The sequence below is a fragment of the Pseudomonas sp. Pseusp21 genome, assembly GCF_059492145.1.
Window position 1 is genome coordinate 4,957,805 of the sequence record NZ_CP168520.1, and the last position, 25,186, is coordinate 4,982,990.

The 25,186-nt window shown below is 61.1% G+C and carries 21 protein-coding genes; 6 read left to right on the forward strand and 15 right to left on the reverse strand.

Features of this window, described 5'->3' with window-relative positions:
• Window positions 1-314 precede the first annotated feature (314 nt).
• Window positions 315-1,709, forward strand: coding sequence for a Fic family protein (locus ACEN93_RS22420; protein WP_495610517.1), 1,395 nt, complete (start codon window positions 315-317; stop codon window positions 1,707-1,709).
• On the opposite strand, the gene ACEN93_RS22425 is transcribed toward ACEN93_RS22420, so the two are convergent.
• The 3 genes from ACEN93_RS22425 to plsB are packed head-to-tail and all read right to left on the reverse strand — an operon-like array spanning window position 1,706 to window position 5,374.
• Window positions 1,706-2,395 carry a DUF4197 domain-containing protein gene (locus ACEN93_RS22425; protein WP_011332665.1) on the reverse strand — a complete coding sequence of 230 codons (690 nt, stop codon included), beginning with the start codon at window positions 2,393-2,395 and terminating at the stop codon, window positions 1,706-1,708. The genes ACEN93_RS22420 and ACEN93_RS22425 overlap by 4 nt on opposite strands.
• 24 nt (window positions 2,396-2,419) lie before the next feature.
• Window positions 2,420-2,818, reverse strand: coding sequence for a YbaY family lipoprotein (locus ACEN93_RS22430; protein WP_085605193.1), 399 nt, complete (start codon window positions 2,816-2,818; stop codon window positions 2,420-2,422).
• Between the two features lie 51 nt (window positions 2,819-2,869).
• On the reverse strand, window positions 2,870-5,374 hold the full coding sequence (plsB, locus tag ACEN93_RS22435; RefSeq protein ID WP_103386562.1) for a glycerol-3-phosphate 1-O-acyltransferase PlsB: 2,505 nt from the start codon (window positions 5,372-5,374) through the stop codon (window positions 2,870-2,872).
• A 237-nt stretch (window positions 5,375-5,611) separates the two neighbouring features.
• On the opposite strand from plsB, the gene ACEN93_RS22440 reads away from it, so the two are divergent.
• Entirely contained in the window at window positions 5,612-5,821 is a 210-nt protein-coding gene (locus ACEN93_RS22440; RefSeq protein WP_007954750.1) for a cold shock domain-containing protein, read from the forward strand.
• An 81-nt stretch (window positions 5,822-5,902) separates the two neighbouring features.
• Here the strand turns inward: ACEN93_RS22440 and ACEN93_RS22445 are convergent, their stop codons facing one another.
• The 4 genes from ACEN93_RS22445 to ACEN93_RS22460 all read right to left on the reverse strand — a co-directional run bounded on the left by ACEN93_RS22445 (window position 5,903) and on the right by ACEN93_RS22460 (window position 11,005).
• The gene (locus ACEN93_RS22445; RefSeq protein ID WP_039769649.1) at window positions 5,903-6,280 is read right to left on the reverse strand and encodes a hypothetical protein; all 378 of its coding nucleotides are present in this window, start codon (window positions 6,278-6,280) and stop codon (window positions 5,903-5,905) included.
• 75 nt (window positions 6,281-6,355) lie between these two features.
• Entirely contained in the window at window positions 6,356-7,165 is an 810-nt protein-coding gene (locus tag ACEN93_RS22450; RefSeq protein ID WP_134334027.1) for a putative RNA methyltransferase, read from the reverse strand.
• Window positions 7,165-8,316, reverse strand: a complete 1,152-nt coding sequence (dapE, locus tag ACEN93_RS22455; RefSeq protein ID WP_011332670.1) for a succinyl-diaminopimelate desuccinylase — start codon at window positions 8,314-8,316, stop codon at window positions 7,165-7,167. Before dapE ends, ACEN93_RS22450 begins: the two co-directional genes overlap by 1 nt.
• A 97-nt stretch (window positions 8,317-8,413) precedes the next feature.
• Window positions 8,414-11,005 carry a glycosyltransferase gene (locus ACEN93_RS22460; protein WP_163974102.1) on the reverse strand — a complete coding sequence of 864 codons (2,592 nt, stop codon included), beginning with the start codon at window positions 11,003-11,005 and terminating at the stop codon, window positions 8,414-8,416.
• A 214-nt stretch (window positions 11,006-11,219) separates the two neighbouring features.
• Between ACEN93_RS22460 and tcdA the strand changes: the two genes are divergently transcribed.
• Window positions 11,220-12,038 carry a tRNA cyclic N6-threonylcarbamoyladenosine(37) synthase TcdA gene (gene tcdA / locus ACEN93_RS22465; protein ID WP_039769652.1) on the forward strand — a complete coding sequence of 273 codons (819 nt, stop codon included), beginning with the start codon at window positions 11,220-11,222 and terminating at the stop codon, window positions 12,036-12,038.
• 158 nt (window positions 12,039-12,196) lie between these two features.
• Here tcdA and ACEN93_RS22470 read toward each other — a convergent pair whose 3' ends face one another.
• The 4 genes from ACEN93_RS22470 to ACEN93_RS22485 form a co-directional block, all read right to left on the reverse strand.
• The gene (locus ACEN93_RS22470; RefSeq protein ID WP_074691290.1) at window positions 12,197-12,604 is read right to left on the reverse strand and encodes a SufE family protein; all 408 of its coding nucleotides are present in this window, start codon (window positions 12,602-12,604) and stop codon (window positions 12,197-12,199) included.
• Window positions 12,601-13,806, reverse strand: coding sequence for an aminotransferase class V-fold PLP-dependent enzyme (locus ACEN93_RS22475; RefSeq protein ID WP_085666849.1), 1,206 nt, complete (start codon window positions 13,804-13,806; stop codon window positions 12,601-12,603). The genes ACEN93_RS22470 and ACEN93_RS22475 overlap by 4 nt, the downstream gene beginning before the upstream one ends.
• 129 nt (window positions 13,807-13,935) lie before the next feature.
• The gene (gene dapD, locus ACEN93_RS22480; RefSeq protein WP_007954762.1) at window positions 13,936-14,970 is read right to left on the reverse strand and encodes a 2,3,4,5-tetrahydropyridine-2,6-dicarboxylate N-succinyltransferase; all 1,035 of its coding nucleotides are present in this window, start codon (window positions 14,968-14,970) and stop codon (window positions 13,936-13,938) included.
• Between the two features lie 31 nt (window positions 14,971-15,001).
• Window positions 15,002-15,364 (reverse strand): ArsC family reductase, encoded by a 363-nt coding sequence (locus ACEN93_RS22485; RefSeq protein WP_003222107.1) that lies wholly within the window; start codon window positions 15,362-15,364, stop codon window positions 15,002-15,004.
• 182 nt (window positions 15,365-15,546) lie between these two features.
• Here ACEN93_RS22485 and ACEN93_RS22490 point away from each other — a divergent pair, with 182 nt between their 5' ends.
• Window positions 15,547-17,178: a Na+/H+ antiporter gene (locus tag ACEN93_RS22490; RefSeq protein ID WP_236178325.1), complete on the forward strand. Its 1,632-nt coding sequence runs from the start codon at window positions 15,547-15,549 to the stop codon at window positions 17,176-17,178.
• An 8-nt stretch (window positions 17,179-17,186) separates the two neighbouring features.
• Here the strand turns inward: ACEN93_RS22490 and ACEN93_RS22495 are convergent, their stop codons facing one another.
• The 4 genes from ACEN93_RS22495 to map form a co-directional block, all read right to left on the reverse strand.
• Window positions 17,187-17,915, reverse strand: a complete 729-nt coding sequence (locus tag ACEN93_RS22495; RefSeq protein ID WP_039769720.1) for a M12 family metallopeptidase — start codon at window positions 17,913-17,915, stop codon at window positions 17,187-17,189.
• A 170-nt stretch (window positions 17,916-18,085) separates the two neighbouring features.
• Complete coding sequence (dapC, locus tag ACEN93_RS22500) at window positions 18,086-19,285, reverse strand: succinyldiaminopimelate transaminase (protein ID WP_074691296.1); 1,200 nt, start codon at window positions 19,283-19,285, stop codon at window positions 18,086-18,088.
• Between the two features lie 43 nt (window positions 19,286-19,328).
• On the reverse strand, window positions 19,329-22,031 hold the full coding sequence (locus ACEN93_RS22505; protein WP_039769661.1) for a [protein-PII] uridylyltransferase: 2,703 nt from the start codon (window positions 22,029-22,031) through the stop codon (window positions 19,329-19,331).
• 40 nt (window positions 22,032-22,071) lie between these two features.
• Window positions 22,072-22,854 (reverse strand): type I methionyl aminopeptidase, encoded by a 783-nt coding sequence (gene map, locus ACEN93_RS22510; protein WP_039769663.1) that lies wholly within the window; start codon window positions 22,852-22,854, stop codon window positions 22,072-22,074.
• 374 nt (window positions 22,855-23,228) lie between these two features.
• Here map and rpsB point away from each other — a divergent pair, with 374 nt between their 5' ends.
• Both rpsB and tsf read left to right on the forward strand, forming a co-directional pair.
• A complete protein-coding gene (gene rpsB / locus ACEN93_RS22515) occupies window positions 23,229-23,966 on the forward strand; it encodes a 30S ribosomal protein S2 (protein WP_008052780.1) in 738 nt (245 codons plus the stop codon).
• A gap of 190 nt (window positions 23,967-24,156) precedes the next feature.
• Window positions 24,157-25,020, forward strand: a complete 864-nt coding sequence (gene tsf, locus ACEN93_RS22520; protein WP_064593783.1) for a translation elongation factor Ts — start codon at window positions 24,157-24,159, stop codon at window positions 25,018-25,020.
• The last annotated feature ends 166 nt before the right edge of the window (window positions 25,021-25,186 follow it).

The following is a 25,186-nucleotide window of genomic DNA, read 5'->3' on the forward strand; positions in this document are numbered from 1 at the left end:
TTCCTTCGTTCCGGGATTCATCCGGGGGCATCGCCTCCGGTTTGCTTCGCTGCACCTCCTCTCGATGTGTTCGACTTCGTCGAACGGCGCTACGCGCCTCCCCCCCGGATAAATCCCTCCACTCAGCCGGCCGAAGGGGCCGGCACGTCAAGAGCGGTACTCGAGCTAACGCTCATTGTGGTTTACGCCTTTATTTGCTCGTTGTAGGAGGGGGTGTTCTCTCCTACATGTTTTTCAGACGCCTCCGATATTGAGTCGCTGTGTTTGCAGTGCTGTACTCGAGGCTGTTTTTCAGCCTTGGTTGAGCAGCGTTGATGAAGAAACCGCCGGTATTGAAAGGTCGGGCCGATCCGGTCTTTGAGTTGTTGATGCGCGCGCCTCACAAGCAGCGTCTGGCGGACTATCTTGCGTTGCTCAAGCCGCTGGATGATCAGGGGCGGTATCTGCCTTTTGAGGATTTGCGGTATCGCTGGGCCAGCGGGCTGGATTCGCGATTGTGTTGGGCGTTGGTCAAGAAGGCGCGGGCCGCTCAGTACATTCATCTTCTGCCTTTGGGGGAGCCGGCCCAGTGGGGAAAGTTTGTGCCGACGCCCACCGCGCAGAAGGCCCTTTCAGTGGTTGATCGGCAAACCACGACGGCGTCGCTGGAGTACATGACCAGCCAGATAGGCGAGCGGGCGCATTTCAGTTATTTGCTTAACGATCTGATCGAGGATGAGGCGATCAGCAGCAGTCAGCTGGAGGGCGCCGCGACCACTACCCGTGTTGCCAAGGACATGCTCAAGCAACGGCGTCAGCCCCGGACGCCGGATGAGCGGATGGTCATGGGCAATTACCGAATGATGAATTTCGCCTGGGAAAAACGTTATGAGCCTTTGAGCGTGGAGTTGATTGCGTCGATGCACCGAGTCGGTGTCGAGGGTATTGATGACGAGCTGTACGACCCCGGGCTTTTCAGGACGAACGATGAAGTCGTGGTGCAGGACGGCGAGGGGAATACCGTCCACTCGCCATCGCCTGCCGCCGGATTGGTGAGGCGACTGGATTTGCTCTCGCAGTGGATCAATCAACCACAGGGTTCACCTCAGCAAAAAAACTACCTGCATCCGCTGATCAAGGCGATCTCGCTGCACTTTGCCCTGGGCTATGAACATCCCTTTCGCGATGGCAACGGGCGGGTCGCCAGGGCGCTGTTTTACTGGTTCATGTTCAAGCACGAGTTTTCGGCGTTCCGCTATATCGCGATCAGTCTTTTACTGCGCAACGCGCCGGTAAAGTACGGGCGGTCGTATTTGCACAGCGAGGCTGATGAGCTCGACCTGACGTACTTCATCGAGTTTCAGTGTTCGGTGATTCTGCGGGCGGTGGAGGGGTTTACCGATGTGTACCGCAAGAGTGTGGCGTACAGCGAAGACTTCGAGCGCTGGCTGACCTGTTCGGGCTTTTTTGATCGGCTGACAGAGCGGCAGCGGGCCATTTATCAGGTGGCCAGGAGCGGGGTGGCGAAGGAGTTCACGGCGGGGAACGTCAAGGAGCATCTTGGTTGTGCCTACAACACAGCGGTGTCGACGTTGAGCGGGTTGGTTGAGCTGCAGGTTTTCGAGAAGAAGAAAATGGGGCGCGAGTGGGTGTACTTTTTACGTGTTTCCGCTGGTGGCGGATTGAACAACAGGAGTGAGACAGCTCACTCCCGTGTCGTGTCGGTTTAGAGCGTACCAAACACTTTCTTCGCCAGACTCGTCGCCGCAGCGGCCGGGTTCTTGCGGATGGTTTCTTCCTGTTTGCCGATCATTTCGAACAGGCCGTTGAGCGCTTGTTCGGTCACGTAGCTTTCGATGTTGGCGCTTTTCGCATCCACCACCCCGAAGGTCGCGGCCTGGCCGGCGAAGGCGTTGTATTTCTGGGCTACGCCGACTTTGTCGGTTGCCTGTTTGACGATCGGCAGGAACTTGGTGCGGATCTGTTCGCGGCTGGATTTGTCCAGGTATTGGGTGGCGGAGTCGTTGCCGCCGCTGAGGATGCCTTTGGCGTCTTCCACGCTCATTTTCTTCACGGCGTCGACGAGGATCGGCTGGGCCTGGGTGACAGCGGTTTCCGCGGCCTTGTTCATGGCGGTTTCCAGTTCTTCAACTTGAGCGCCCATGCCGAAGGCTTTCATCTTGCCGGCGACTTTGCCGAGTTTGCCCGGCAGTTCGATCTTCACGTCCGGGTTGTTGCTGAAACCGCCCGGGGTGCCGAGTTGTTTGACGGCCAGTTGCGCGCCCTGGGTCAGGGCGTCCTTGAGGCCGCCGGTGGCGTCGCCTTGCGACAGGTCGCTGAGGGACAGGGCCAGTGCGTTGGCGGAGATCATCAGGCCCGCGCACAGGCCGGCGAAGCGAAGGGTAGGGCGGAGCATGGCGGCTTCCTTGTTCGGAGAGGGTTAGCGTGCGGCGTCGACGCGGATCTTCAGCGGCTGCGGATCCTTGCCATCAAGCTGCACGGCATGGTTTTCGGTGGTGATGAACATCAGCTCGCCGTTGACTTCAATGCGTGCGCTGACCGAGTAGCGGTGGCCGGGTTTGACCTGGGCCGGATCGTAGCTCAAGTGGAACGGCAGCGGCACCTGGCCTTTGACCGGGCCTTTCTGTTCGTCGAGTACCACGGCCGGAGCGTCGGCCAGCGAAACGTCCTGCAGGCTTACGCTCAAGGTCGCACTGGGTGGCAGGGCGATGCGTTGCAGGTAGAACACTTCGCCGTCGAGGCTGACCTTGCCGGCCGGTGAGGTCGACTGGCAGGCGCTGAGCAGCGTGGCGGCGGCAAGCAGGGAAAGTTTTTTCATCGGAGATCTCCGTATCGACGGCGCCAGAAGAAGCCTGGCGCCTGTAGGAATTTAGTCGCTTTGCACAGGGGCGGCGGGCTGATCGGCCGCATCTTCACTGCGGTGCAGTGCCACCTGACGGATCGACAAGCGAATCTCCGCCGGCAACACCCGTTTGGCTGCGCCTTCGGCCAGTTCGCCGAGCAGTTCGTGGTAGCTCAACTTGCCGGCTTCGTCGCGACGCAGTACGTCGAGGTCGAGCAGGGTCTGGATGAAGTGGCGGAACAGGCTCTTGTCGAAGAACTCCGGTGCGTTCAGGCCATGCAGGATCGACAGGCGCTGGGCCATGACCGTGCACAGGTCTTCCAGTTCTTCGGCGCTGATGCTGTTCTGGCCGCTGTTGAGCAGCAGGGAAACGGTCATGTAGAAGCGTTGCAGGGTCTGGGCAATGCTCTTCGACAGCAGGGTCAGCAGCACGAAATGCCGCGAGCTCGGTGCCGGGCGCAGGTACACGTCTTTTTCGAAACGCAGCAGGCCCTGTTCGACGAACGCTTCCAGCCACTGATCGATGACTGCATCCAGTTCGTCCAGGGTCCAGCGGATGAACAGCTCCGATTGCAGGTACGGATACAGCGCGCGGGTGTAGCGCAGGATCTGTTCGCGGCTCATGCGCGAGGTGCTCTGGAAGAAGCTCGCCAGCAAAGCCGGCAGGGCGAAGATGTGCAGCACGTTGTTGCGGTAATAGGTCATCAGGACGGCGTTCTGTTCGTCCAGATAAAGAATCTTGCCCAGCGCATCGTTCTGCTCGGACAGCAGATCCATGTCCTTCACGTGCTCGATCAGCGCGCGGCCATCGCCTTCCGGCAACGTGGTGTGCGGCGAGTAAGGGACCTTGCGCAGCAGCGCCAGATACAGATCCAGCACCCGCGCCATGGCCCGATCATCCAGCGCCAGGCGGGTGGTCGAGAGCAGCGCCAGCGCCACCAGGTTGACCGGGTTGATCGCCGCCGCTTCGTTCAGGTGCTGTGCGACTTTCTCGCCGAGGCGGTTGGTGGTTTCGTTGAGCCACGCCGGCTTGTACTGCGGGCCGAGTTCCTGCTGACGCCAGTCCGGCTGTTCGCTGTCGAGGAATTCCGCCAGTTTGATCGGCTCGCCAAAGTTCACCGCCACCTGGCCAAAGCGCTGCTTTAGCGCGCCGATGACTTTGAAGATGTCGAAGATCGATTCTTTCTTCTTGCTCGCGCCACGCAGCTCGCCGAGGTAGGTCCGGCCTTCGAGCACGCGCTCGTAACCGATGTACACCGGCACGAACACGATCGGCATCCGCGACGAGCGCAGGAAGCTGCGCATGGTGATTGCGAGCATCCCGGTTTTCGGTTGCAGCATGCGCCCGGTACGCGAGCGACCGCCCTCGACGAAGTATTCGACCGGGAAACCTTTGGTGAACAGGGTGTGCAGGTATTCGTTGAACACCGAGGTGTACAGCGGATTGCCCTTGAACGTGCGGCGCATGAAGAACGCCCCGCCACGGCGCAGCAGGCTGCCGATCACCGGCATGTTGAGGTTGATGCCGGCGGCGATGTGCGGCGGGGTCAGGCCATTGCGGAACAGCAAGTACGACAGCAGCAGGTAGTCAATGTGGCTGCGGTGGCACGGCACGTAGATCACTTCGTGACCCTGGGCGACCTTCTGCACGCCTTCGATGTGGTTGACCTTGATCCCGTCGTAGATCTTGTTCCAGAACCAGCTCAGCACCACTTCCAGAAAACGGATCGCGGTGTAGGTGTAGTCCGAGGCGATCTCGTTGCCGTAGCGCAGGGCCTGGGCCTTGGCTTTTTCCGGGGAGATGTTTTCGCGCTCGGCTTCGTCGAGGATCGCTTGCTTGACCAGCGGCTGGTTGAGCAGACCTTTGACCAGGTTACGGCGGTGTGAAATGTCCGGGCCGATCACCGCAGCTTTAAGATTGCGGAAGTGCACCCGCAGGATCCGCTGGGCCATGCGCACGGTGCGCTCGTGGCCCTTGTTGTGTTCGATCAATTCGCGCAGGTGGATCGGTGCGGAGAATTGCACGCGGGTCTTGCGCCCCAGAATCATGATGCTCAGCAGGCGACGCAGACGCCCGGTGACGGCCCAGCTGTCGGCGAACAGCAGTTTCCACGGGCTGTTTTCGCTGTCCGGTGACTGGCCCCAGAACACGCTGACCGGAATGATCTGTGCATCTTCGGCAGCATTCTGGCTCAGGGCGCTGACCAGTCGGGTCAGGGTCGGCGGCGCACCGCGCTTGTCCTGGCGGCCGAGCCAGTCGGGATCCGGCGTCAGGTAGAAAAACGCCGCCGGTTCGATCAGCGAACCCACGGACACCGGCAGCACCGGGCGCGGCAGGCCGGCCTTGGTGCACTCGGTGTCGACCACCGCCAGATCAGTCAGCGATGGATTTTGCAGGACGTAGAACACCGGACGACTGCGGTCGAGGTTGAGGGTGAACGACGACTGGTTGATCGTCTCGGAGCGAACCCAGAGATACAACAGTCGGCGCAAGGTGCCAAACACAAGACGGCGGAACGGGGAACGGGTCATACGGCTTCTGCGTGAGTGGATAAACCGAGCGTTTGCTCGGGAGGGCGACAGTTTGCCGTATTGGGCGAAAATCGGCAAAAAAGCGGCGAAGTAATCTCCTGTTGAGAGTTTTGCCGCCTGTCATATACTCGGCGATCTGTCGCCGGGGCCCTTTTATGGACGTCGGACGCAGGCTGACGTTCCTCAAAGGCTTTCCTGCGAAAAGCCTGTTCAATAATAAAAAAGGAGTATGAACAGATGGCAACACGTGAAACCGGCAACGTGAAGTGGTTCAACGACGCCAAAGGCTACGGCTTCATTCAGCGCGAAGACGGGGTGGACGTGTTCGTGCACTACCGCGCGATCCGCGGCGAAGGCCACCGTTCGCTGACCGAGGGTCAGCAGGTTGAATACGCGGTGGTGGAAGGGCAGAAGGGGTTGCAGGCTGAAGACGTTGTAGGCCTGTAAGGGAGGACCTGCGGCCAGTCTCGAGCTACAAGCTTCAAGCGGTCAGGCTTGCAGCTTGAGGCTTGCAGCTCGAAGCTGCTTTTATGCAGTTTTCCAGGTGATTTCTTCTTCACCATCGGCGCTGATCCGGATCCAGCGATCCGCCGTTTCCTCACCTTCTTCCTCGACCCACGTCCCCGGCGCACAGCGCACTTCGACGTTCAGCGCGGCAAAGGCTGCGCGGGCGCAGGCGATGTCGTCGTCCCATGGGGTCGCATCGCTTTCCAGGTACAGGCTGTTCCACTTGCCCACGGCTTTCGGCAGCCAGGTCACCGGGATGTTGCCGGCCTTGCACTTGTACGTCTGACCTTTCTGTACCCAGTCGCTGCACGGGCCGAGAGCGGCGCCCAGCCAGGCGGAAATGGCCTTGTGGTCGACGTCGGCGTCTTTCAGGTAAATCTCGATGTCCGGTTGGCGCATGGATATCCTCACTGCGGGTCTGAAAAATCCATTCGCGGATTTAGCCGGCCCCGGGTCGTTGCCCGAGACCAAAAGTTATTGAAGAACGAAATAATCGTAGCGCATCGAGACCGTGGTCACGAACGGCTCGGCCTGTTCGATGACCGCCGCGCGGCGCTCGGCACTGGCGCGCCAGCCGTGGGGCGTCATCGCCAGCAGGTTGGCGCGATCCTCGGGCTTGTCCAGCGTCAGTCTGAATTCCAGGGTTTCACTGTGCGCCAACGCCATGCCTTCCGGCACCAGGGCCAGGTGCTTGTCGTCGGTGTATTCGCGCACTTCGTCGTACAGGCGTTCGCGCAGTTCCATCAGGTGGCCGCTGGTCGGGCCGACTTTCATCAGACCGCCGCCGACGCTGAGCAGGCGTTTGGCTTCTTCCCAGTCCAGTGGACTGAAGACGCTGGCCAGAAACTGGCAACTGCCGGAGGCCAGTGGCACCCGGGCCATGCTGGCGATCAACCAGGTCAGCGCCGGATTGCGTTTGCAGGCGCGTTTGACCGCTTCCTTCGAGATGTCCAGCGCGTAACCGTCGGCGTCGGGCAAAGCCTCGGCGATCTGCGCGGTGTAGTAACCCTCGCCACAACCGATATCGACCCAGCGCGCCGGCGCATAACTCGCCGCCAGCTCCGCCAGACGCTTGGCCACCGGCGCGTAATGCCCGGCGTTCAGAAAGTCGCGGCGGGCCTCGACCATCGCCTGATTGTCGCCGGGATCGCGGCTGTTCTTGTGTTGCACCGGCAGCAGGTTCAGGTAACCCTGGCGCGCGCGGTCGAAGCGGTGGCCGGCGGGGCAGACCACGCCGTTGTCCACCGCGTTCAGCGGTTCACTGCAGATCGGGCACGCGAGCATCAGGCGAGCAACTTGATCAGGGTCTGGTAGTAGATCTCGGTCAGCACGTCGAGATCGGCCGCCAGCACGCGCTCGTTGACCTGGTGGATGGTCGCGTTGACCGGGCCCAGTTCAACAACCTGCGTACCCATGGTCGCGATGAAACGACCGTCGGAGGTGCCGCCGCTGGTGGACGCCTTGGTCTCGCGGCCAGTGATGTCCTTGATGCTCGACGACACCGCATCGAGCAGCGCACCCGGCTCGGTGAGGAACGGCAGACCGGACAGCGCCCAGTCGATGTGCCAGTCCAGGCCGTGCTTGTCGAGGATGTCGGCGACGCGTTTTTGCAGGCCTTCGACCGTCGATTCGGTGGAGAAGCGGAAGTTGAACACCGCCACCAGATCGCCCGGAATCACGTTGGTCGCGCCGGTGCCGGAGTTGACGTTGGAAATCTGAAAACTGGTCGGCGGGAAGAAGTCGTTGCCGTGATCCCAATGCTCGGCTGCCAGCTCGGCCAGAGCCGGGGCAGCGAGGTGGATCGGGTTCTTCGCCAGATGCGGATAGGCCACGTGGCCCTGCACACCGCGTACGGTCAGTTTGGCGCCAAGGGAGCCGCGACGACCGTTCTTCACCACGTCGCCCACCAGCGTGGTGCTCGACGGTTCACCGACGATGCACCAGTCCAGACGCTCGTTACGGGCGGCCAGACGCTCGACCACTGCCTTGGTGCCGTGATGCGCCGGGCCTTCTTCGTCGCTGGTGATCAGGAACGCGACCTTGCCCTTGTGATCCGGGTAGTCGGCGACAAAACGCTCGGCTGCCACAGTCATCGAGGCCAGGCTGCCTTTCATGTCCGCTGCGCCACGGCCGCAGAGCATGCCGTGCTCGTCGATCACCGCGTTGAACGGGTCGATCTGCCAGGCCGTCACCGGGCCGGTTGGCACCACGTCGGTGTGGCCGGCGAAGCACAGCACCGGGCCGTCGCCTTTGCCGTGAGTCGCCCAGAAGTTATCCACATCTTCGATGCGCATCGGTTCCAGCTGAAAACCGGCATCGCCCAGGCGCTGCATCATCTGCTTCTGGCAATCGGCGTCGACCGGCGTCACGGACGGACGGCGGATCAGGTCGATGGCGAGTTGGAGGGTCGGCGAAAGGTCGGCGTGGGCCGTCATGGAAAACTCCGAAAGCTGGGGGCAAGGCGCGCAAAATGGCGGTTATCTTAAAGCAAAACGGCGACCATTGGCCGCCGTTTAGTGCATCGGTGAGGATTTAGACCACCGGTGCCGGTTCAGGCGCCGCCGCAGGTTTTGGCAGCGACGACAGGAACGCCATGATCAGCGCGGCCACGTACGGCAGCGACTGCACCAGCAGCATGGCCACCCAGAAGCGCATGTCGTTGCTCGGAATGCCCTGCACCAGGAAGATCCCCAGCGCCGCGCCCCACAACAGCAGCATGATGAACAGCTCTTCCCGGGCCTCGGAAATCGCCACCCAGAAGCCATGGTTGTCGGCGTTTTTCGGGGTGCGGAAGAACGGAATGCTGCTGGTGAAGAAGCCGTACAGCACCGCTTTGGCGATGGTGTGCGACAACGCCAGACCGGCCAGTGCGGCGCAGAACGCATCCTTGAGGTTCACGCCCACGGCGCGACGGTAGAGGAAGATGATCTTGCCGACCTTGAACACGAACAGCGCCAGCGGCGGGATCGCGAAGATCAGCAGCGGCGGATCGACCCGTTGCGGCACGATGATCATCGCCGCCGACCACAACAGTGCGCCGACAGTGAAGAAGATGTTCATGCCATCTGCCACCCACGGCAGCCAGCCCGCGAGGAAGTGGTAACGCTGGCCGCGCGTCAGTTCGGTGTCCTTGCCGCGCAGCAGGCTGCGGGTGTGGCGCTTGATGATCTGGATCGCACCGTAGGCCCAGCGGAAACGCTGTTTCTTGAAGTCGATGAAGGTGTCCGGCATCAGACCCTTGCCGTAACTGTCGTGGTAGTACGCCGCCGACAGGCCTTTCTCGAATACCCGCAGCCCGAGTTCGGCGTCTTCACAGATGCACCAGTCGGCCCAGCCCAGTTCTTCCAGAACCGAACGACGGGTCATGGTCATGGTGCCGTGCTGGATGATCGCGTCGCGGTCGTTGCGGGTGACCATGCCGATGTGGAAGAAGCCTTTGTATTCGGCGTAGCAGAGCTTCTTGAAGGTGCTTTCGTTCTGGTCGCGGTAATCCTGCGGCGACTGCACCACGGCGATTTTCGGGTCGGCGAAGTGCGGCACCATGTGCTTGAGCCAGTTCGGGTGCACGCAGTAGTCGGAGTCGATCACCGCGATCACTTCGGCGTCCTTGGCGGTATGCGGGATCAGGTAGTTCAGCGCGCCACCCTTGAAACCGGCCAAGGGCGAGACGTGGAAGAACTTGAAGCGCGGGCCGAGGGTTTCGCAGTAGTCGCGCACCGGTTCCCAGACCGCCGGGTCCTTGGTGTTGTTGTCGATGATCAGGACTTCGAAGTCCGGGTAGTCGAGGTTGGCCAGGGCGTTGAGGGTCTGTTTGACCATCTCCGGCGGCTCGTTGTAGCAGGGCACGTGGATCGAGACTTTCGGGCGGTAGTCGGAATCGCCGACCACCGGCAGGAATTCACGCCGGCGTTTGTGGATCCACACCGCTTCGGCCAGTTCGTGGGCCTCGGTCAGCAGCACGATGAACACCCCGAGCGCACCGAGCGCCAGCAGGAAGCCCACCGTCAGGCTGAACCACGTGCTGTATTGCTGGCTGTAGTCGTAGCCGATCCACACCAGCACCGAACCGCAGAGGAACGCGATAAAGGTCAGGAAGGTACGACCGCGCTGGCGCAGGGCCGAGCCGTCGATCATCAGCAGGGTCAGCGACAACAGCGCCAGCACCACCGAGCCGATGGCCAGCACGCGCCATTGCGGGATCGCCACCACCGGGCCTTCGAAGTTGAATTTCTGCTGGCGCGCGGCGTTGAACACGCCCCAGTAGGCGCCGACCGAACCTTCGTCGCTGGCCTTCCACGGCTGGTCAAACGCTTCGATCACGAAGTAGTTGAAGCCCTGGCGGTTGAGCTTGTTGACCAGTGTGCGCAGGTAGATCGCCTGATCCGCCGGCGACGCATCGGCGCCACCGCGCATGCGGCCGTTGCTCGGCCAGCCCACTTCGGACAGCAGCAGCGGTTTTTTCGGGAACATCTTTTTCAGGTCGCGGGCGCGGTCGAAAACGAACTGCCCGGCCTTGTCCACCGGAATGAATTCCCAGTAGGGCAGAACGTGGGCGGCGATCAGGTCGACGTGCTTGGCCAGTTCCGGGTGTTCTTCCCAGACGTGCCACTGTTCGGAGGTGGTCACCGGCACTTTCACCGCTGCGCGCACGCGGTCGAGCAGCACGCTGAGTTGTTCGGCGGTGATTTCCTTGCGGAAGATCGCTTCGTTGCCGACCACTACGCGAACCACGCTGCGCGAAGTGTTGGCCAGTTCGATGGCGCGGGTGATTTCCCGCTCGTTGCGCTCCTGGTCGGGGCTGATCCAGATCCCCAGGGTCACGCGCAGACCGAACTCTTCCGCCAGTTTCGGGATGTCCTGCAGGGAACCGTCGACCGAGTAGATGCGGATGTTGTCCGTCAGCTTGCTCATGATCTCCAGGTCGCGGCGCATTTCATCGTCGGACGGATACTGATCCTTCTGTGGGAACTGTCCTTGCTGGAACGGTGAATAGGAGAAACCGGAGATCTGCTCCGGCCAGTTCGGCGCGGAGACGGGGCGGTTGATCAGCGCCCAGAAACCGGTGAACAGGGCGGCGATTGCCAGAACCACCACCAGGTTGAGTCCAAATTTACGCGATGACATAGCTGTGTCGGGTTCCAAAGGCTGTGGAACGAAGGGTCGGCTGGTTGACGCCAAGAGGGCGCGCATCCTACACCGGCAGTTCGCTGAGTCCTACAAGAGACAGGAAAATGCCGGATGTTGGGCAATCGACTTTGACTTAAGTTCTTACACTTGTAGCTTGAAGCTTAAAACTTGTCGCTGCGTAGTCCTATAATGCGCGCCGGTTTTCAGGGTAATGGTCATGAGTACAGAAGATCCGCGGTTTGCAGGCATCGCCCGTTTGTATGGCATCGAGGGCCTCGAGCGCCTGCGTGCAGCCCACGTGGCGATTGTCGGCGTTGGCGGCGTCGGTTCCTGGGCGGCGGAAGCCATGGCCCGTTGCGGGGTGGGCGAGATTTCGCTGTTCGACCTCGACGACGTCTGCGTCAGCAACGCCAACCGCCAGTTGCACGCGCTCGACAGCACCGTCGGCAAACCCAAGGTCGAGGTGATGGCCGAGCGTCTGCGCGGGATCAACCCGGACTGCAAGGTGCACGCCGTGGCGGATTTCGTCACCCGCGACACCATGGCCGAATACATCACGCCAAACATCGACTGCGTGATCGACTGCATCGATGCGGTCAACGCCAAGGCCGCGCTGATTGCCTGGTGCAAGCGCCGCAAGATCCAGATCATCACCACCGGCGGTGCCGGCGGGCAGATCGATCCGACGTTGATTCAGGTCTGCGACCTCAACCGCACCTTCAACGATCCACTGGCTTCGAAAGTGCGCTCGACATTGCGCCGCGACTATGGTTTTTCGCGCACCGTGACCCGCCATTACAGCGTGCCGTGCGTGTTCTCCACCGAACAGCTGCGCTATCCGAAGCCGGACGGCAGCATTTGCCTGCAGAAGAGTTTTGTCGGCGACGGCGTGAAGCTGGACTGCGCCGGCGGGTTTGGCGCGGTGATGATGGTGACGGCGACGTTCGGCATGGTCGCGGCGACCAAGGCTGTGGACAAGATTGTGGCGGGCGTGCGGCGCCCGGCGGATCGGGTCAAGCCTCAGGCCTGACCAGTGACCGATCGTTCACACGCTCTACGTCGCCGATCGTTCCCACGTCGAGGCGTCGAACCGTCTGCGTGGGAATGCCTCATTGGACGCTCTGCGTCCGCTTCGGCATGGGACGCAGAGCGTCCCGGGCTGCATTCCCACGCGGAGCGTGGGAACGATCAGTTCGGGGCGAGTTCGCGCATTCGCTGTAAAACAGCATTCAAGCCATTGCTGCGCGACGGCGACAACTGCCGCGACAGTCCCAACTGATTGAACCAGTCCGGCAGATCCACCTGCTGCAGCTCGCCCGCGGTCAAGCCGTTGACCCGCAACAGCAGCAACGCCACCAACCCGCGAATCATCCGTGCATCGCTGCTCGCCGCGAACTGCCAGTGGCCGTCGCGCAATTCGCCAACCAGCCACACCTGACTTTCACAGCCGTGTACCCGATTGGCGTCGCACTTGTCCGCATCGCTCAACGGTGGCAGACGATCCCCGAACTGCATCAACAATCGCGCCCGCTGTTCCCAGCCGGCGGCGTTCTGAAAAGTTTGCAGCGCTTCGGCGGCCTCGATCGGCAGGCTCATCGCAACAGCTCCAGCGCCTGATCCAGCGCTTCAAAGAACCGCTCCAGATCTTCGGAATCGTTGTACAGCGCCAGCGACACGCGAATCGCCCCGGCCAGTTCGAAGCGCTTGAGCAGCGGCATGGCGCAGTGGTGCCCGGCGCGCACGGCGATGCCCTGTTCGGTCAACAAGTGCGCCAGATCGGCGTTGTGCACGCCTTCGACGACAAAACTGGCCAGCGCCAGTTGCGGCTTGCCCAGCAGACGGATGCCATTGCGGGCGGCGAGGCCTCGCAAAAGGTAATCGTGCAGCGCGGCTTCGTGGGCGGACACGGCGTCCTGATCCAGACCCGCGAGGTAGTCGAGGGTCGCACCGAGGCCGATCACACTGGCAATCGGCGGTGTTCCCGCCTCGAAGCCCAATGGGGCAGGGCGGAAGCGCGCGTCGTGATAGTTGGCTTCCAGCACCATCTCGCCACCGAACTGCCACGGGCGCAGTTGTTCGAGCGCTGCGTTGCTTCCGAACAGCACGCCAAGGCCATCGGGGCCGTACAGCTTGTGGCTGGAAAACACGTAAAAGTCGCAACCCAGCGCCTGCACGTCATGCCGGCCATGGACCACGCCTTGAGCGCCATCGACCACGGTCAGGGCGTTATGCGCCTTGGCCATTGCCAGCAATGCCGGCAACGGTTGCCAGGCGCCGAGTACGTTGGACAACTGGCTGACCGCCAGCAAGCGAGTGCGCGGACCGATCAGGTGAACGGCAGCAGCGAGGTCGATCACGCCGTCATCGTCCAGCGGCAGGATCACCAGTTTCAAATCGCGACGTTGCGCCAGTTGCTGCCACGGCAGCAGATTGGCGTGATGCTCCAGGGCGCTGATGACAATTTCATCGCCCGGATGGAAAAGATGTTCCAGGCCATAAGCCAGGAGATTCAGCGCACTGGTGGCGCCGTGGGTGAAGATGATCTGCCCGCTGTCACCGGCATTCAGCCACTGGGCAACCTTCAGGCGGCTGTCCTCGAACGCCTGCGTGGCGTGGGCGCCGGGCAGATGTTGCGCACGATGAACGTTGGCCGCGCCATTGGCGTAGTAATGCGCCAGCGCGTCGAGCAGGGCCTGGGGTTTTTGCGTGGTGGCGGCGTTGTCCAGGTAAGTCTGGTCTTGCCGTTGCAGGGCGGCGATGGCCGGGAAATCGGCGCGCCAGGGGGAGGGAATCATCATCTGTTCAGCCCTGTGAACTTGGGCGGGTGTACACCGAACCTTGTGGGAGCGAGCCTGCTCGCGAAGGCGTCCTTATGGACGCCAAAAGCTTCGCGAGCAGGCTCGCTCCCACATAGGTCAATGTGCTGCTTAGTTGTGAGCGTGCAGCGCTTCGTTCAGTTCGATCGCCGATTTGTGGGTTTTACATTCCACAGCGCCGGTTTCCGAATTGCGACGGAACAGCAGGTCGGTCTGACCGGCCAGTTCACGGGCCTTGACCACTTTGACCAGGTTGTTGTGCTCGTCCAGCAGCGCGACCTTGGTGCCGGCGGTCACGTACAGGCCCGACTCGACGGTGTTGCGGTCGCCCAGGGGGATACCGATACCGGCGTTAGCGCCGATCAGGCAGCCTTCGCCGACCTTGATCACGATGTTGCCGCCGCCCGACAGGGTGCCCATGGTCGAGCAGCCGCCGCCCAGGTCCGAACCCTTGCCGACGAAGACGCCAGCGGAGACGCGGCCTTCGATCATGCCCGGGCCTTCGGTGCCGGCGTTAAAGTTGATGAAACCTTCGTGCATCACGGTGGTGCCTTCGCCCACGTAGGCGCCCAGACGCAGACGTGCGGCGTCAGCGATACGCACGCCGGCCGGTACCACGTAGTCGGTCATTTTCGGGAACTTGTCCACCGAGAACACTTCCAGCAGCTCGCCACGCAGACGGGCTTCGAGTTGCAGCTCGGCCAGTTCGCTCAGGTCGATCGCGCCCTGGCTGGTCCAGGCCACGTTCGGCAGCAGCGGGAAGATTCCGGCCAGGCTCACGCCGTGCGGCTTGACCAGACGATGGGACAGCAGGTGCAGCTTGAGGTAAGCCTCAGGAGTCGAAGTCAGTTGCGCGTCTTCGGCCAGCAGGGTCGCGACCAGCGGCTTGTGGCTTTCGGCCAGGCGGGTCAGCAGCTTGCCTTGCACCGCGTCGATGCCTTTCACGGCTTCAGCCAGTTGCGCAGCCTGTGCGGTGGTGAAGGTGATGGCCTGGTTGCCTTCGGTGTAGCCGAGGATCGGTGCAACAGCGGCGACCAGCTCAGCCGAAGGGTTCAACAGCGGCTGGGCGTAGAACACTTCCAGCCATGCGCCTTGACGGTTCTGGGTGCCGACACCGAAGGCAATACTGAACAGGGAGTTGGACATGTGAATACCTCTACAAAAAGTGACGGGCTGCTTACTTGAGCGCGGCCGCGTAGATGTCTGGCTTGAAGCCAATCAGGGTTCGGTCACCGAGATCGAGCACCGGGCGCTTGATCATCGAGGGTTGAGCGAGCATCAGTTCGATGGCTTTCGACTGGTCGAGATCGGCTTTGCGTTCGTCGTCGAGTTTGCGAAAGGTCGTGCCTGCGCGGTTCAACACCGTTTGCCAGCCATGCTCGTCGCACCATTGGGTCAGGTGCTCGCGGTCAATGCCGGCGGTCTTGTAATCGTGGAAGTCATAGCTGACAGCGTGTTCATCGAGCCAGGTGCGCGCCTTTTTCATGGTGTCGCAGGCTTTGATGCCGAAAAGGTGCAACGTTTTGCTTGAAACGGTCAAGGAATTGCCCCCTTTACAGGTGCTGGAAAAAAATGGTGTCGGATTATGCCATGACCAGACGGTTTCGCGGCGCCGAGGTTGCTTTTGCTGAGGGGGCTGCGACATAGGTGCAACGGTCACGCACAGCCTAAGCGGCTAATATGGCAGTTTCAACGCTGTCGATTGTCCGGGATTTTCGCTTTATGCAAACCGCTTATACCGTCCTGATCCTGCTGATGCTGGTCAGTGTCTCGCGCCTGGTGGGACGGGTGATTCCGCTGCCGCTGCCACTGGTGCAGATCGCCGCCGGTGCCTTGCTGGCCTGGCCGACCCTTGGCCTGCACGTGGCTCTTGATCCGGAGCTGTTCCTGTTTCTGTTCCTGCCACCGCTGCTGTTTTCCGATGGCTGGCGCATGCCCAAGCGCGAATTGTGGCGCCTGCGCGGGCCGGTGCTGACGCTGGCGGTCGGGTTGGTGCTGTTTACCGTGGTCGGTGCCGGTTACTTCATTCATTGGCTGCTGCCGACGATTCCCTTGCCGGTGGCCTTTGCGCTGGCGGCGGTGCTGTCGCCAACGGATGCCGTGGCCGTCTCGGCCATTTCGCAGAACCGCTTGCCCACGCCGCTGATGCACATGCTGCAGGGCGAGGCGTTGATGAACGATGCATCGGGCCTGGTGACGTTCAAGTTCGCCCTGGTCGCGGCGGTTACCGGTGCGTTTTCCCTGGCCAATGCCAGTCTGACCTTCGTGCTGGTGGCGGTCGGCGGGCTGGCGGTCGGTGTGGCGCTGAGTTGGCTGGTCGGCCGGTTGCGCGCCTGGATGATCGCCCGGGGCTGGGACGATCCGGCGACCCATGTGGTGTTCATGTTGCTGCTGCCGTTTGCCGCTTACGTTCTGGCCGAACGGCTCGGCGCATCGGGCATTCTTTCGGCAGTGGCGGCGGGGATGATGCAGAGCTGGCTCGATCTGCTGCCGCGCCAGACCAGCACCCGGTTGCTCAACCGCAGTGTGTGGTCGTTGCTGGAATTCGCCTTCAACGGCCTGATCTTCCTGCTGCTCGGTCTGCAACTGCCGGACATCATTAAAGCGGTGGTCAGCCACGAGACCTCGTTGTGGCCGACCCTGTTCTACCGCTGTCTCGACGTGGTGGCGATTTTCCTGGCGCTGGTGCTGTTGCGTTTTATCTGGGTGCAGAGCATCTGGCGTCTGTCGGTGCTGTTGCGTCGCCTGCGTGGCAAGGGGGATCTGACGCAAGTGCCGACCGCCCGTTCCTGCTGGTTGCTGACCGTTGGCGGTGTGCGCGGTGCGGTGACCCTGGCGGGCGTGATGTCGGTGCCGATGCTGATGGGTAGTGAGGCGTTTCCCGAGCGCGATTTGCTGATCTTCATCGCCGCCGGGGTGATCCTGTTGTCGCTGGTGGCGGCCTGTATTGCGCTGCCGTTGCTGTTGCGCGGCATCGAAAAGAGCCCGGACGACAAGCGTCGTCAGGAAGTGCGCGACGCCTGGCGCAAGACGGCGGAAGCGGCGATTCACGCGCTGGAGATCGAAGAGGTCAGCCCGCAGGACGCCGCGCAAGCCGCACTGGCGGCCGAGCTCAAGGCGCGCATCATGTCCGAGTACCGCCACCAACTGGAGGTGTTCAACGATTCGGCCGAAGCCCAGGCGCTGGCGTTCCAGATGGATCTGCTGGAACGCCGCTTGCGCCTCAAGGCGCTGCGCGCGCAGCGCCTTGAGTTGTACAGCCTCAGTCGTCAGCACCAGATCGGTGATGACGTGCTGCGCGAGGTGTTGGGCGAACTCGACTTGAGTGAGGCCAACCTGGGCCAGGTCAAATAGGCAAAACGTTACTTGGGATAAAGCAACCTCATCAGGCGTTTGTCTTTCTTGCTGATCTTGCGGTTGATCGGCACCTCCCAGTTGCCCACCGTCAAGGTGTTGGCCACGGGGTGGTGCATGATCGATCTGCGGTCGTAGGAGGTGTAGATCGCATCCAGCGTGTCGAAGGAGGCGAACAGGTTTCGGTCGACCTGCGCCTCGGTCAGCGGGTTCATTTCGCGATTTTTGTAGAACTCATACACCTTCGGTTTATCCCACGGAATTTTTGCCTGTGGGTGTTGGTGTTCATGCAGCGCGCCCAACGCATGCCCGAACTCGTGAATCACGATCACTTCAAAGTCCTGGTGGTCCGGCTTCACGCCCAGATTCATGGTCGGATAGTCCGGATGAATCAACAGCGCATCGGTGCCCAGCATTGAGCTGTTGTCATTGTTGTTAGTGGCAATGCGGATATCGCCTTGCCGGTCATCGACGAATTCGAACTTGAGGTTGATGTACGGCAACCACTGGCTGGCGGCGTCGATGATCTTGGTCCTGTGCTCGGCATCGGGCGCGTCCATGAAGGCGACTTTCAGTGTGCGGCCGTTGGCCCACAGCTTTGAATAGTTGACGACGGAGCGCTTGCGGCGAGTGCCGGTCGCGTTGCCGGCGTTGGCCGGGTTTTCATTGATGGCGGCTGTGTAGGCCGCCTGATCGTCGGGCCATTGATGAAGTTGGCAATCGAGCAGTTCTGTCATTTTTTTCACTTCTTCCATGAAGTCAAAGGTCGGTTTTTGGTGGTGCGCAGCGAGCGGCGCCGCCCAAGACTAACGTCTGGCCAATAGGAGAGTGAGGTAGAAACAGGAGGGCAACTGTTACGTGATATTTGATTGCCCGTGCCGGATTGCCCGGCACGGGCGTTCAGACATTACTTGTGGCGCAGGACGAAATCGCGGATGCGCTCGGCAGCCTCGACGCACTCGGCCAGCGGCGCAACCAGCGCCATGCGCACGCGCCCGGCGCCCGGATTGACGCCATCGACGTCACGGGACAGGTACGAACCCGGCACCACGGTCACGTGCTCTTCGGCAAACAGATCCCGGCAGAACGCGGCATCGTCACCTTGCACATTCGGCCACAGGTAGAAGCTGCCATCCGGGCGCTGCACGTCCATCACCGGGCTGAGAATCGCCAGCACGGCGTCGAACTTTTCGCGATACAGCGCACGGTTGGCGCGTACATGCACTTCGTCATTCCACGCAGCGACGCTGGCCAGTTGGGTCTGAACCGGCATCGCGCAGCCGTGGTAGGTGCGGTACAGCAGGAAGCCCTTGAGGATGTCGGCATCGCCGGCAACGAAACCTGAGCGCAGGCCCGGCAGGTTCGAGCGCTTGGACAGGCTGTGGAACACCACGCAGCGCTTGAAGTCCTGGCGGCCCAGTTCTGCGCAGGCACTGAGCAGGCCCGGCGGCGGGGTTTGTTCGTCGAAGTACAGTTCGCTGTAGCACTCGTCGGCGGCGATCACGAAGTCGTATTCGTCGGCCAGGGCGATCAGTTTTTTCAGCACATTGACCGGAATCAGCGCACCGGTCGGGTTGCCCGGCGAGCACAGGAACAGGATCTGGCAGCGTTTCCAGATGTCAGGCGATACCGCGTCGAAGTCCGGGTTGAAGCCGTTCTCGTCCAGGCATGGCAGGTAGTGCGGCTTGGCGCCGGCGAGGAACGCCGCGCCTTCGTAGATCTGATAGAACGGGTTCGGGCTGACCACCAGTGCGTCGTCGCCACGGTTGACCACGGTCTGGGTGAAGGCGAACAGCGCTTCACGGGTGCCGTTGACCGGCAGTACGTTGCGCGCCGGGTCGATCCAGCCGCTCGGTACGTTGAAACGACGTTCGCACCAAGCCGCGATGGCTTCGCGCAGGGCCGGAATGCCGAGGGTGGTCGGGTACACCGCCATCTGATCCAGATTGTTGGCCAGCGCCTCGGCGACAAAGCTTGGCGAGCGATGCTTCGGTTCGCCGATGGACAGCGCGATCGGGCGCTTGTCCGGGTTTGGCGTAACGCTGCCGAGCAGGGCGCGGAGCTTTTCGAACGGGTAGGGCTGAAGCTGGGACAGAGCGTTGTTCATCGGTGCGGGATCTCGTGCAAAGCGGTTGAATCCGGGCGCGCAATCAAATGCTGATGCGCGACAGTTTGATATCGGGTTCCTGATTGACGCTCAACTGTTCGACGATGGCATCCTGCAAACGGCTGCACAGCAGCGGGTCGGACAGCGGTTGATTGTGGGCGTCGGTGATGAAGAACACGTCTTCCACCCGCTCGCCCAGGGTGGCGATCTTGGCGTTCTGCAGCGACAGGTCGAACTCGAGGAAAATCCCGCCGACCCGTGCCAGCAGGCCCGGCCGATCCGGCGCAGTGAGTTCCAGTACGGTTACCGGACGCTGGGCGTCGTTGTGGATCGTCACCTGCGGGGCGAACGCAAAATGCTTGAGCTGGCGCGGCACCCGACGCTGGATGATCGTCGGGTAGTCGGCCGGGTTGCGCAGGGCTTCGGTCAGTCCCTCGCGAATCTGTTTGACCCGGACCGGATTGTCGCCGATCGAATCGCCATCGGTGTCGAGCACGATGTAGGTGTCGAGGGTGAACTGGCTGCTGGACGTGATGACCCGGGCGTCGTGAATATTCAGGTTGAGCTGGTCCATCGCGGCCACGGTCACGGCGAAGAAGTCGTGTTGGTCCGGCGCATAGATGAAGATCTGCGTGCCACCCTCGAATTCGCGCTGGGTGGTTTCCTTGATCAGCACCAGCGGACCGCCGTCAGCCGGTTGCTGGAGGATGGCGTCGGTGTGCCAGGCCACATCGCCGGCGGTGTGACGCAGGAAGTAGTCGTCACCCAGCTGCGCCCACAACTGCTCGACGTCATCCGGGTCGGTGCCGCCGCGCACCAGAATGTCCAGTGCTGCGCTCTGGGTCTGGCGGATCTGTTCTTCGCGATCCACCGGGTTCTCCAGGCCGCGGCGCAGGGCGCGCTTGGTCTCGGTGTAGAGCTGGCGCAACAGGCTGGCACGCCACGAGTTCCACAGCGTCGGGTTGGTCGCGTTGATGTCGGCCACGGTCAGCACGTACAGGTAGTCGAGACGGGTTTCGTCACCGACCGCCAGGGCGAAGTCATGGATTACCTGCGGGTCGGACAAGTCTTTGCGCTGGGCGGTGGTCGACATCACCAGGTGGTTCTGCACCAGCCAGACGATCAGGCGGCTGTCCCAGACCGGCAGTTGGTGACGCTGGCAGAACGCCTCGGCATCCACCGCGCCAATCTCCGAGTGATCGCCATGCCGGCCCTTGCCGATGTCGTGGTACAGGCCGGCCATATAAATGAGTTCAGGCTTGGGCAGTTTGGCCATGAGCTTGGCGGCCAGCGGGAATTTTTCCGACACCTGGGTGTACTGCAATTTGCGCAGGTGCTTGATCAGGTTCAGCGTGTGCGCATCGACCGTATAGATGTGAAACAGGTCGTGCTGCATCTGCCCGACAATGAAGCCGAATTCCGGCAGATAGCGTCCGAGAATGCCGTAGCGGTTCATCCGCCGCAGGTTGCGGTGAATGCCGATCTTGCACTTGAACAGCTCGATGAACAGGCTGGTGTTGCGGATGTCGTTGCGGAAGTTGTCGTCGATCAGGTGACGGTTTTCCCGCAGCAGACGAATGGTGTCGGCGCGTACGCCTTTGATTTCCGGCTGCTGGGCCATCAGCACGAAGATCTCGAGCATGGCGAACGGCGTACGGCGGAACACGTTGTCGTTGCGTGCCTCGATGTAGCCGTCGTGCAGCTGGAAGCGCGAGTTGATCGGCTGTGGTGGCGCTTCGTCTTCCGGGGCGAGGATGACTTCCTCGAAGTGCTGGATGATCAGGTCGCTGAGCTGGGCAATGCTCATCACCACCCGGAAATACTGCTGCATGAAGTTTTCGACGGCCTGTTTGGCGTCGTCGCCTTCAAAACCCAGCAGCCCGGCAATGGTGCGCTGATGATCGAACAGCAGGCGGTCTTCGGAGCGACCGGCGAGCATGTGCAGGGCGTAACGCACTTTCCAGAGGAATTCCTGAGAGGACGCCAGCAGGGCGTTTTCACTCTCGACCAGAAAGCCTTCGCCGGCCAGGGCGCGCAGGTTCAGGGTGCCGTACTGACGGCGGGCCACCCACAGAATGGTCTGGATATCCCGTAGTCCGCCGGGCGAGCCTTTGACGTTGGGCTCCAGATTGTATTCGGTGTCGTTGTACTTGTGGTGGCGAGCCTTCTGCTCGGCGCGCTTGGCTAGGAAGAAATCCTTGCTCGGCCACATGTGTGCAGTGCTGGTGACGTCGAGCATGCGCTGGCGCAGGCGCTCGGGGCCGCAGATGGTGCGGCTTTCCATCAGGTTGGTGACCACCGTCAGGTCGGCGCGCGCCTCTTCGGCGCATTCGTCGACCGAGCGAACGCTCTGACCGACTTCCAGGCCGATGTCCCACAGCAGCGTCAGAAAACGCTCGATGGAATCGCGGAAAATTTCGTGATCGGCGCTGTCCAGCAGGATCAGCAGATCGATGTCGGAATAGGGGTGCAATTCACCGCGACCGTAGCCGCCGACCGCGACCAGCGCGATGTCGGCGTCTTCGCTCCAGTCGAACTGGTCCCAGGCCTTTTGCAGGATGTTATCGACGAACCACGCCCGATCTTCGATCAGCCTGCGTATATCGCGACCGGCCCGAAAACGTGCATCGAGCACCTCGCGGGCCTGGCGGATCGCCTTCTTGAACGCCGCGATAGGACTCGCTTTCAGGGCCAGTTCAGCCTGGAACTGACCGCGGTCGAAGAGTTCGGGATCCACCTGCGGCATCGATTGGCTTTCCTTCTATAGGCTGGGAACGGTGTCTGGGTCAGGCCGAGATGCGCGGGATCGTGTCGTCGCTGCGCAGGGTGAAGATCTCGTAGCCGGTGTCGGTGACAAGCAAGGTGTGTTCCCACTGCGCCGACAGCTTGCGATCCTTGGTGATCGCGGTCCAGCCGTCGCCCAGTACTTTGGTGTCGGCCTTGCCCTGGTTGATCATCGGCTCGATGGTGAAGGTCATGCCTGCCTTCAGTTCCATGCCGGTGCCGGCGCGGCCATAGTGCAGAATCTGCGGTTCTTCGTGGAACACCTTGCCGATGCCGTGGCCGCAGAACTCGCGTACGACCGAGAAACCGTTCTTTTCCGCGTGCTTCTGGATGATTTCGCCAATGTCACCGAGGCGGCAGCCGGGTTTGACGATTTCGATCGCCTTGTACATGCATTCCTGGGTGACCTGCGACAGGCGCTCTGCCCAGACCGGCACGGTGCCGACGTGGAACATGCGGCTGGTGTCGCCGTGGTAGCCGTCCTTGATCACCGTGACGTCGATGTTCAGGGTGTCGCCATTTTTCAGCGGCTTGTCGTTCGGGATGCCGTGGCAGACCACGTGGTTGATCGAGGTGCAAATCGACTTCGGGTAGCCCTTGTAGTTGAGCGGGGCAGGGATGGCCTGCTGCACGTTGACGATGTAGTCGTGGCAGATCTGGTTCAGCTCATCGGTGGTCACGCCAGGCTTGACGTGCTCGGCAATCATTTCCAGCACATCGGCGGCCAGTTTGCCGGCGACACGCATGCCAGCGATGTCCTCGGGGGTTTTGAGGGTGACGGTCATACAGGCTCTCTCTGCGCTCGACGGCGCTTGCTGATACGAACAGGGGCGCGGCTGTTGATTTGGCGGCCCCGAAAAACGCGATTCTAACAGACCAAAGGCGCAAATCCGCGCCTGCGTGTATCGCTTCTGTCTATACAATGCGGCGCATTGTCCCGATTCCAAGGGGCTGGCGCGCATGTCCCTGACGCGATTGCAGATTCCGGGTTCCGTTTGCGTCGCCCCTGTGGTATAAAATGCGCCGCTTTCCGGGGATAGCTCCGGGAGCATTAACCCACACACGTGTCGACACGATGGCCTGGGTGCCTTTGATCCTCGGATCAATGGTTGGTCATTGGGATACGTGGAGGCCCAACCCGACTTATCAAGGAACTATCATGTCCCAAGTCAACATGCGCGATATGCTGAAGGCCGGTGTGCACTTCGGTCACCAAACCCGTTACTGGAATCCGAAAATGGGTAAATACATTTTCGGCGCGCGTAACAAGATTCACATCATCAACCTTGAAAAAACCCTGCCAATGTTCAACGAAGCTCTGACTTTCGTAGAGCGTCTGGCCCAGGGCAAAAACAAGATTCTGTTCGTCGGCACCAAGCGTTCCGCTGGCAAGATCGTTGCTGAAGAAGCAGCACGTTGCGGTTCGCCGTACGTCGATCACCGCTGGTTGGGCGGCATGCTGACCAACTTCAAGACCATCCGTGCTTCCATCAAGCGTCTGCGTGACCTTGAAGTTCAAGCCGAAGACGGTACTTTCGCCAAGCTGACCAAGAAAGAAGCGCTGATGCGCACTCGTGATCTTGAGAAGCTGGATCGCTCCCTGGGCGGCATCAAGGACATGGGCGGTCTGCCAGACGCACTGTTCGTGATCGACGTTGACCACGAGCGCATCGCGATCACCGAAGCCAACAAGCTGGGCATCCCGGTCATCGGCGTTGTCGATACCAACAGCAGCCCGGAAGGCGTTGACTACATCATCCCAGGCAACGATGACGCAATCCGCGCTATCCAGCTGTACATGGGTTCGATGGCTGACGCAGTGATCCGCGGTCGCAACAACGTTGCTGGCGGCACTGTAGAATTCGCAGCTGAAGAAACTCAGGCTGCAGCTGAGTAATCGACGCCCTGGCGTTGACTCAGTAAGCAAAAAGGGGGCTTGGCCCCCTTTTTGCCACCTCGAAAACCATCTGTCGGCAGCGCAGCTACAGCATCTGTAACGTGCAGCAGCTACAAACAGGTTCGGGAAGAATTGAACGCCCGTTCGATCGGGTGGAATGGTTGAAAACCTATCCAAGAGGAATTTGAAAATGGCAGCAATTACTGCAGCGTTGGTCAAAGAACTGCGCGAGCGTACCGGCGAAGGCATGATGGATTGCAAGAAAGCCCTGGAAAAGGCTGGCGGCGACATCGAAAAAGCCATTGATGACATGCGCGCTTCGGGCGCCATCAAGGCTGCCAAGAAAGCTGGCAACGTTGCCGCTGAAGGCGCTATCGCCATCAAGGACGACGGCAAGGCTGCCGTTCTGATCGAAGTCAACTCGCAGACCGACTTCCTGGCTCTGCAGGACGACTTCAAAAACTTCGTTGCTGCCAGCGTTGACAAAGCATTCGCTGACAAGCTGACCGACGCAGCTCCGCTGATCGCTTCTCAAGAAGCCGCTCGCGAAGCACTGGTTGCCAAAGTAGGCGAGAACGTCAACATCCGTCGCCTGGTGCGCGTAGAAGGCGACGTAGTCGGCACCTACCTGCACGGCAACAAGATCGGTGTTGCTGTTGTCCTGAAAGGCGGCGACGTCGAGCTGGCCAAAGACATCGCGATGCACGTTGCTGCAAGCAACCCTGAGTTCCTGCTGCCTTCGCAAGTCTCCGACGAAGCGATCGAGCGTGAAAAGGCTGTGTTCCTGCAGCTGAACGAAGAAAAAATCAAAGGCAAGCCAGAAAATATTGTTGAGAACATGGTCAAGGGCCGTATCAGCAAGTTCCTGGCAGAAGCAAGCCTGGTTGAGCAGGCGTTCGTCAAGAACCCTGAAATCAAGGTTGGTGAGCTGGCCAAGAAAGGCGGCGCTGAAATCGTTTCCTTCACCTACTTCAAAGTAGGCGAAGGCATCGAGAAGCCGGTCGACAACTTCGCTGAAGAAGTTGCTGCCCAGCTGGCTGCCGCCAAGCAATAAGACGGTTTTTCAACTGTCGCCCGAAAGAGGCTGCCCGCTCACGCGCGCAGCCTCTTTTCAGATAGGGTTACCAATTTTTAATTGGTTTCCCCTTGGAACTGACTTACAAAGCCATGTTCCGATGGCGCTGAAGCAGCGCCAAGCTAGAGTGAACGCCAGCTGTAAA

Coding starts and splice junctions, on each gene's coding strand:
- tcdA (WP_039769652.1), top strand. CDS start 11,220: ATGGTCATGAGTACAGAAGATCCGCGGTTTGCAGGCATCGCCCGTTTG.
- map (WP_039769663.1), bottom strand. CDS start 22,854: ATGACCGTCACCCTCAAAACCCCCGAGGACATCGCTGGCATGCGTGTC.
- ACEN93_RS22450 (WP_134334027.1), bottom strand. CDS start 7,165: ATGCTCGCGTGCCCGATCTGCAGTGAACCGCTGAACGCGGTGGACAAC.
- dapE (WP_011332670.1), bottom strand. CDS start 8,316: ATGACGGCCCACGCCGACCTTTCGCCGACCCTCCAACTCGCCATCGAC.
- ACEN93_RS22460 (WP_163974102.1), bottom strand. CDS start 11,005: ATGTCATCGCGTAAATTTGGACTCAACCTGGTGGTGGTTCTGGCAATC.
- plsB (WP_103386562.1), bottom strand. CDS start 5,374: ATGACCCGTTCCCCGTTCCGCCGTCTTGTGTTTGGCACCTTGCGCCGA.
- ACEN93_RS22470 (WP_074691290.1), bottom strand. CDS start 12,604: ATGAGCCTGCCGATCGAGGCCGCCGAAGCGCTGCAAACTTTTCAGAAC.
- ACEN93_RS22475 (WP_085666849.1), bottom strand. CDS start 13,806: ATGATGATTCCCTCCCCCTGGCGCGCCGATTTCCCGGCCATCGCCGCC.
- tsf (WP_064593783.1), top strand. CDS start 24,157: ATGGCAGCAATTACTGCAGCGTTGGTCAAAGAACTGCGCGAGCGTACC.
- dapC (WP_074691296.1), bottom strand. CDS start 19,285: ATGAACAACGCTCTGTCCCAGCTTCAGCCCTACCCGTTCGAAAAGCTC.
- ACEN93_RS22505 (WP_039769661.1), bottom strand. CDS start 22,031: ATGCCGCAGGTGGATCCCGAACTCTTCGACCGCGGTCAGTTCCAGGCT.
- ACEN93_RS22445 (WP_039769649.1), bottom strand. CDS start 6,280: ATGCGCCAACCGGACATCGAGATTTACCTGAAAGACGCCGACGTCGAC.
- ACEN93_RS22430 (WP_085605193.1), bottom strand. CDS start 2,818: ATGAAAAAACTTTCCCTGCTTGCCGCCGCCACGCTGCTCAGCGCCTGC.
- dapD (WP_007954762.1), bottom strand. CDS start 14,970: ATGTCCAACTCCCTGTTCAGTATTGCCTTCGGTGTCGGCACCCAGAAC.
- ACEN93_RS22490 (WP_236178325.1), top strand. CDS start 15,547: ATGCAAACCGCTTATACCGTCCTGATCCTGCTGATGCTGGTCAGTGTC.
- ACEN93_RS22495 (WP_039769720.1), bottom strand. CDS start 17,915: ATGACAGAACTGCTCGATTGCCAACTTCATCAATGGCCCGACGATCAG.
- ACEN93_RS22425 (WP_011332665.1), bottom strand. CDS start 2,395: ATGCTCCGCCCTACCCTTCGCTTCGCCGGCCTGTGCGCGGGCCTGATG.
- rpsB (WP_008052780.1), top strand. CDS start 23,229: ATGTCCCAAGTCAACATGCGCGATATGCTGAAGGCCGGTGTGCACTTC.
- ACEN93_RS22440 (WP_007954750.1), top strand. CDS start 5,612: ATGGCAACACGTGAAACCGGCAACGTGAAGTGGTTCAACGACGCCAAA.
- ACEN93_RS22420 (WP_495610517.1), top strand. CDS start 315: ATGAAGAAACCGCCGGTATTGAAAGGTCGGGCCGATCCGGTCTTTGAG.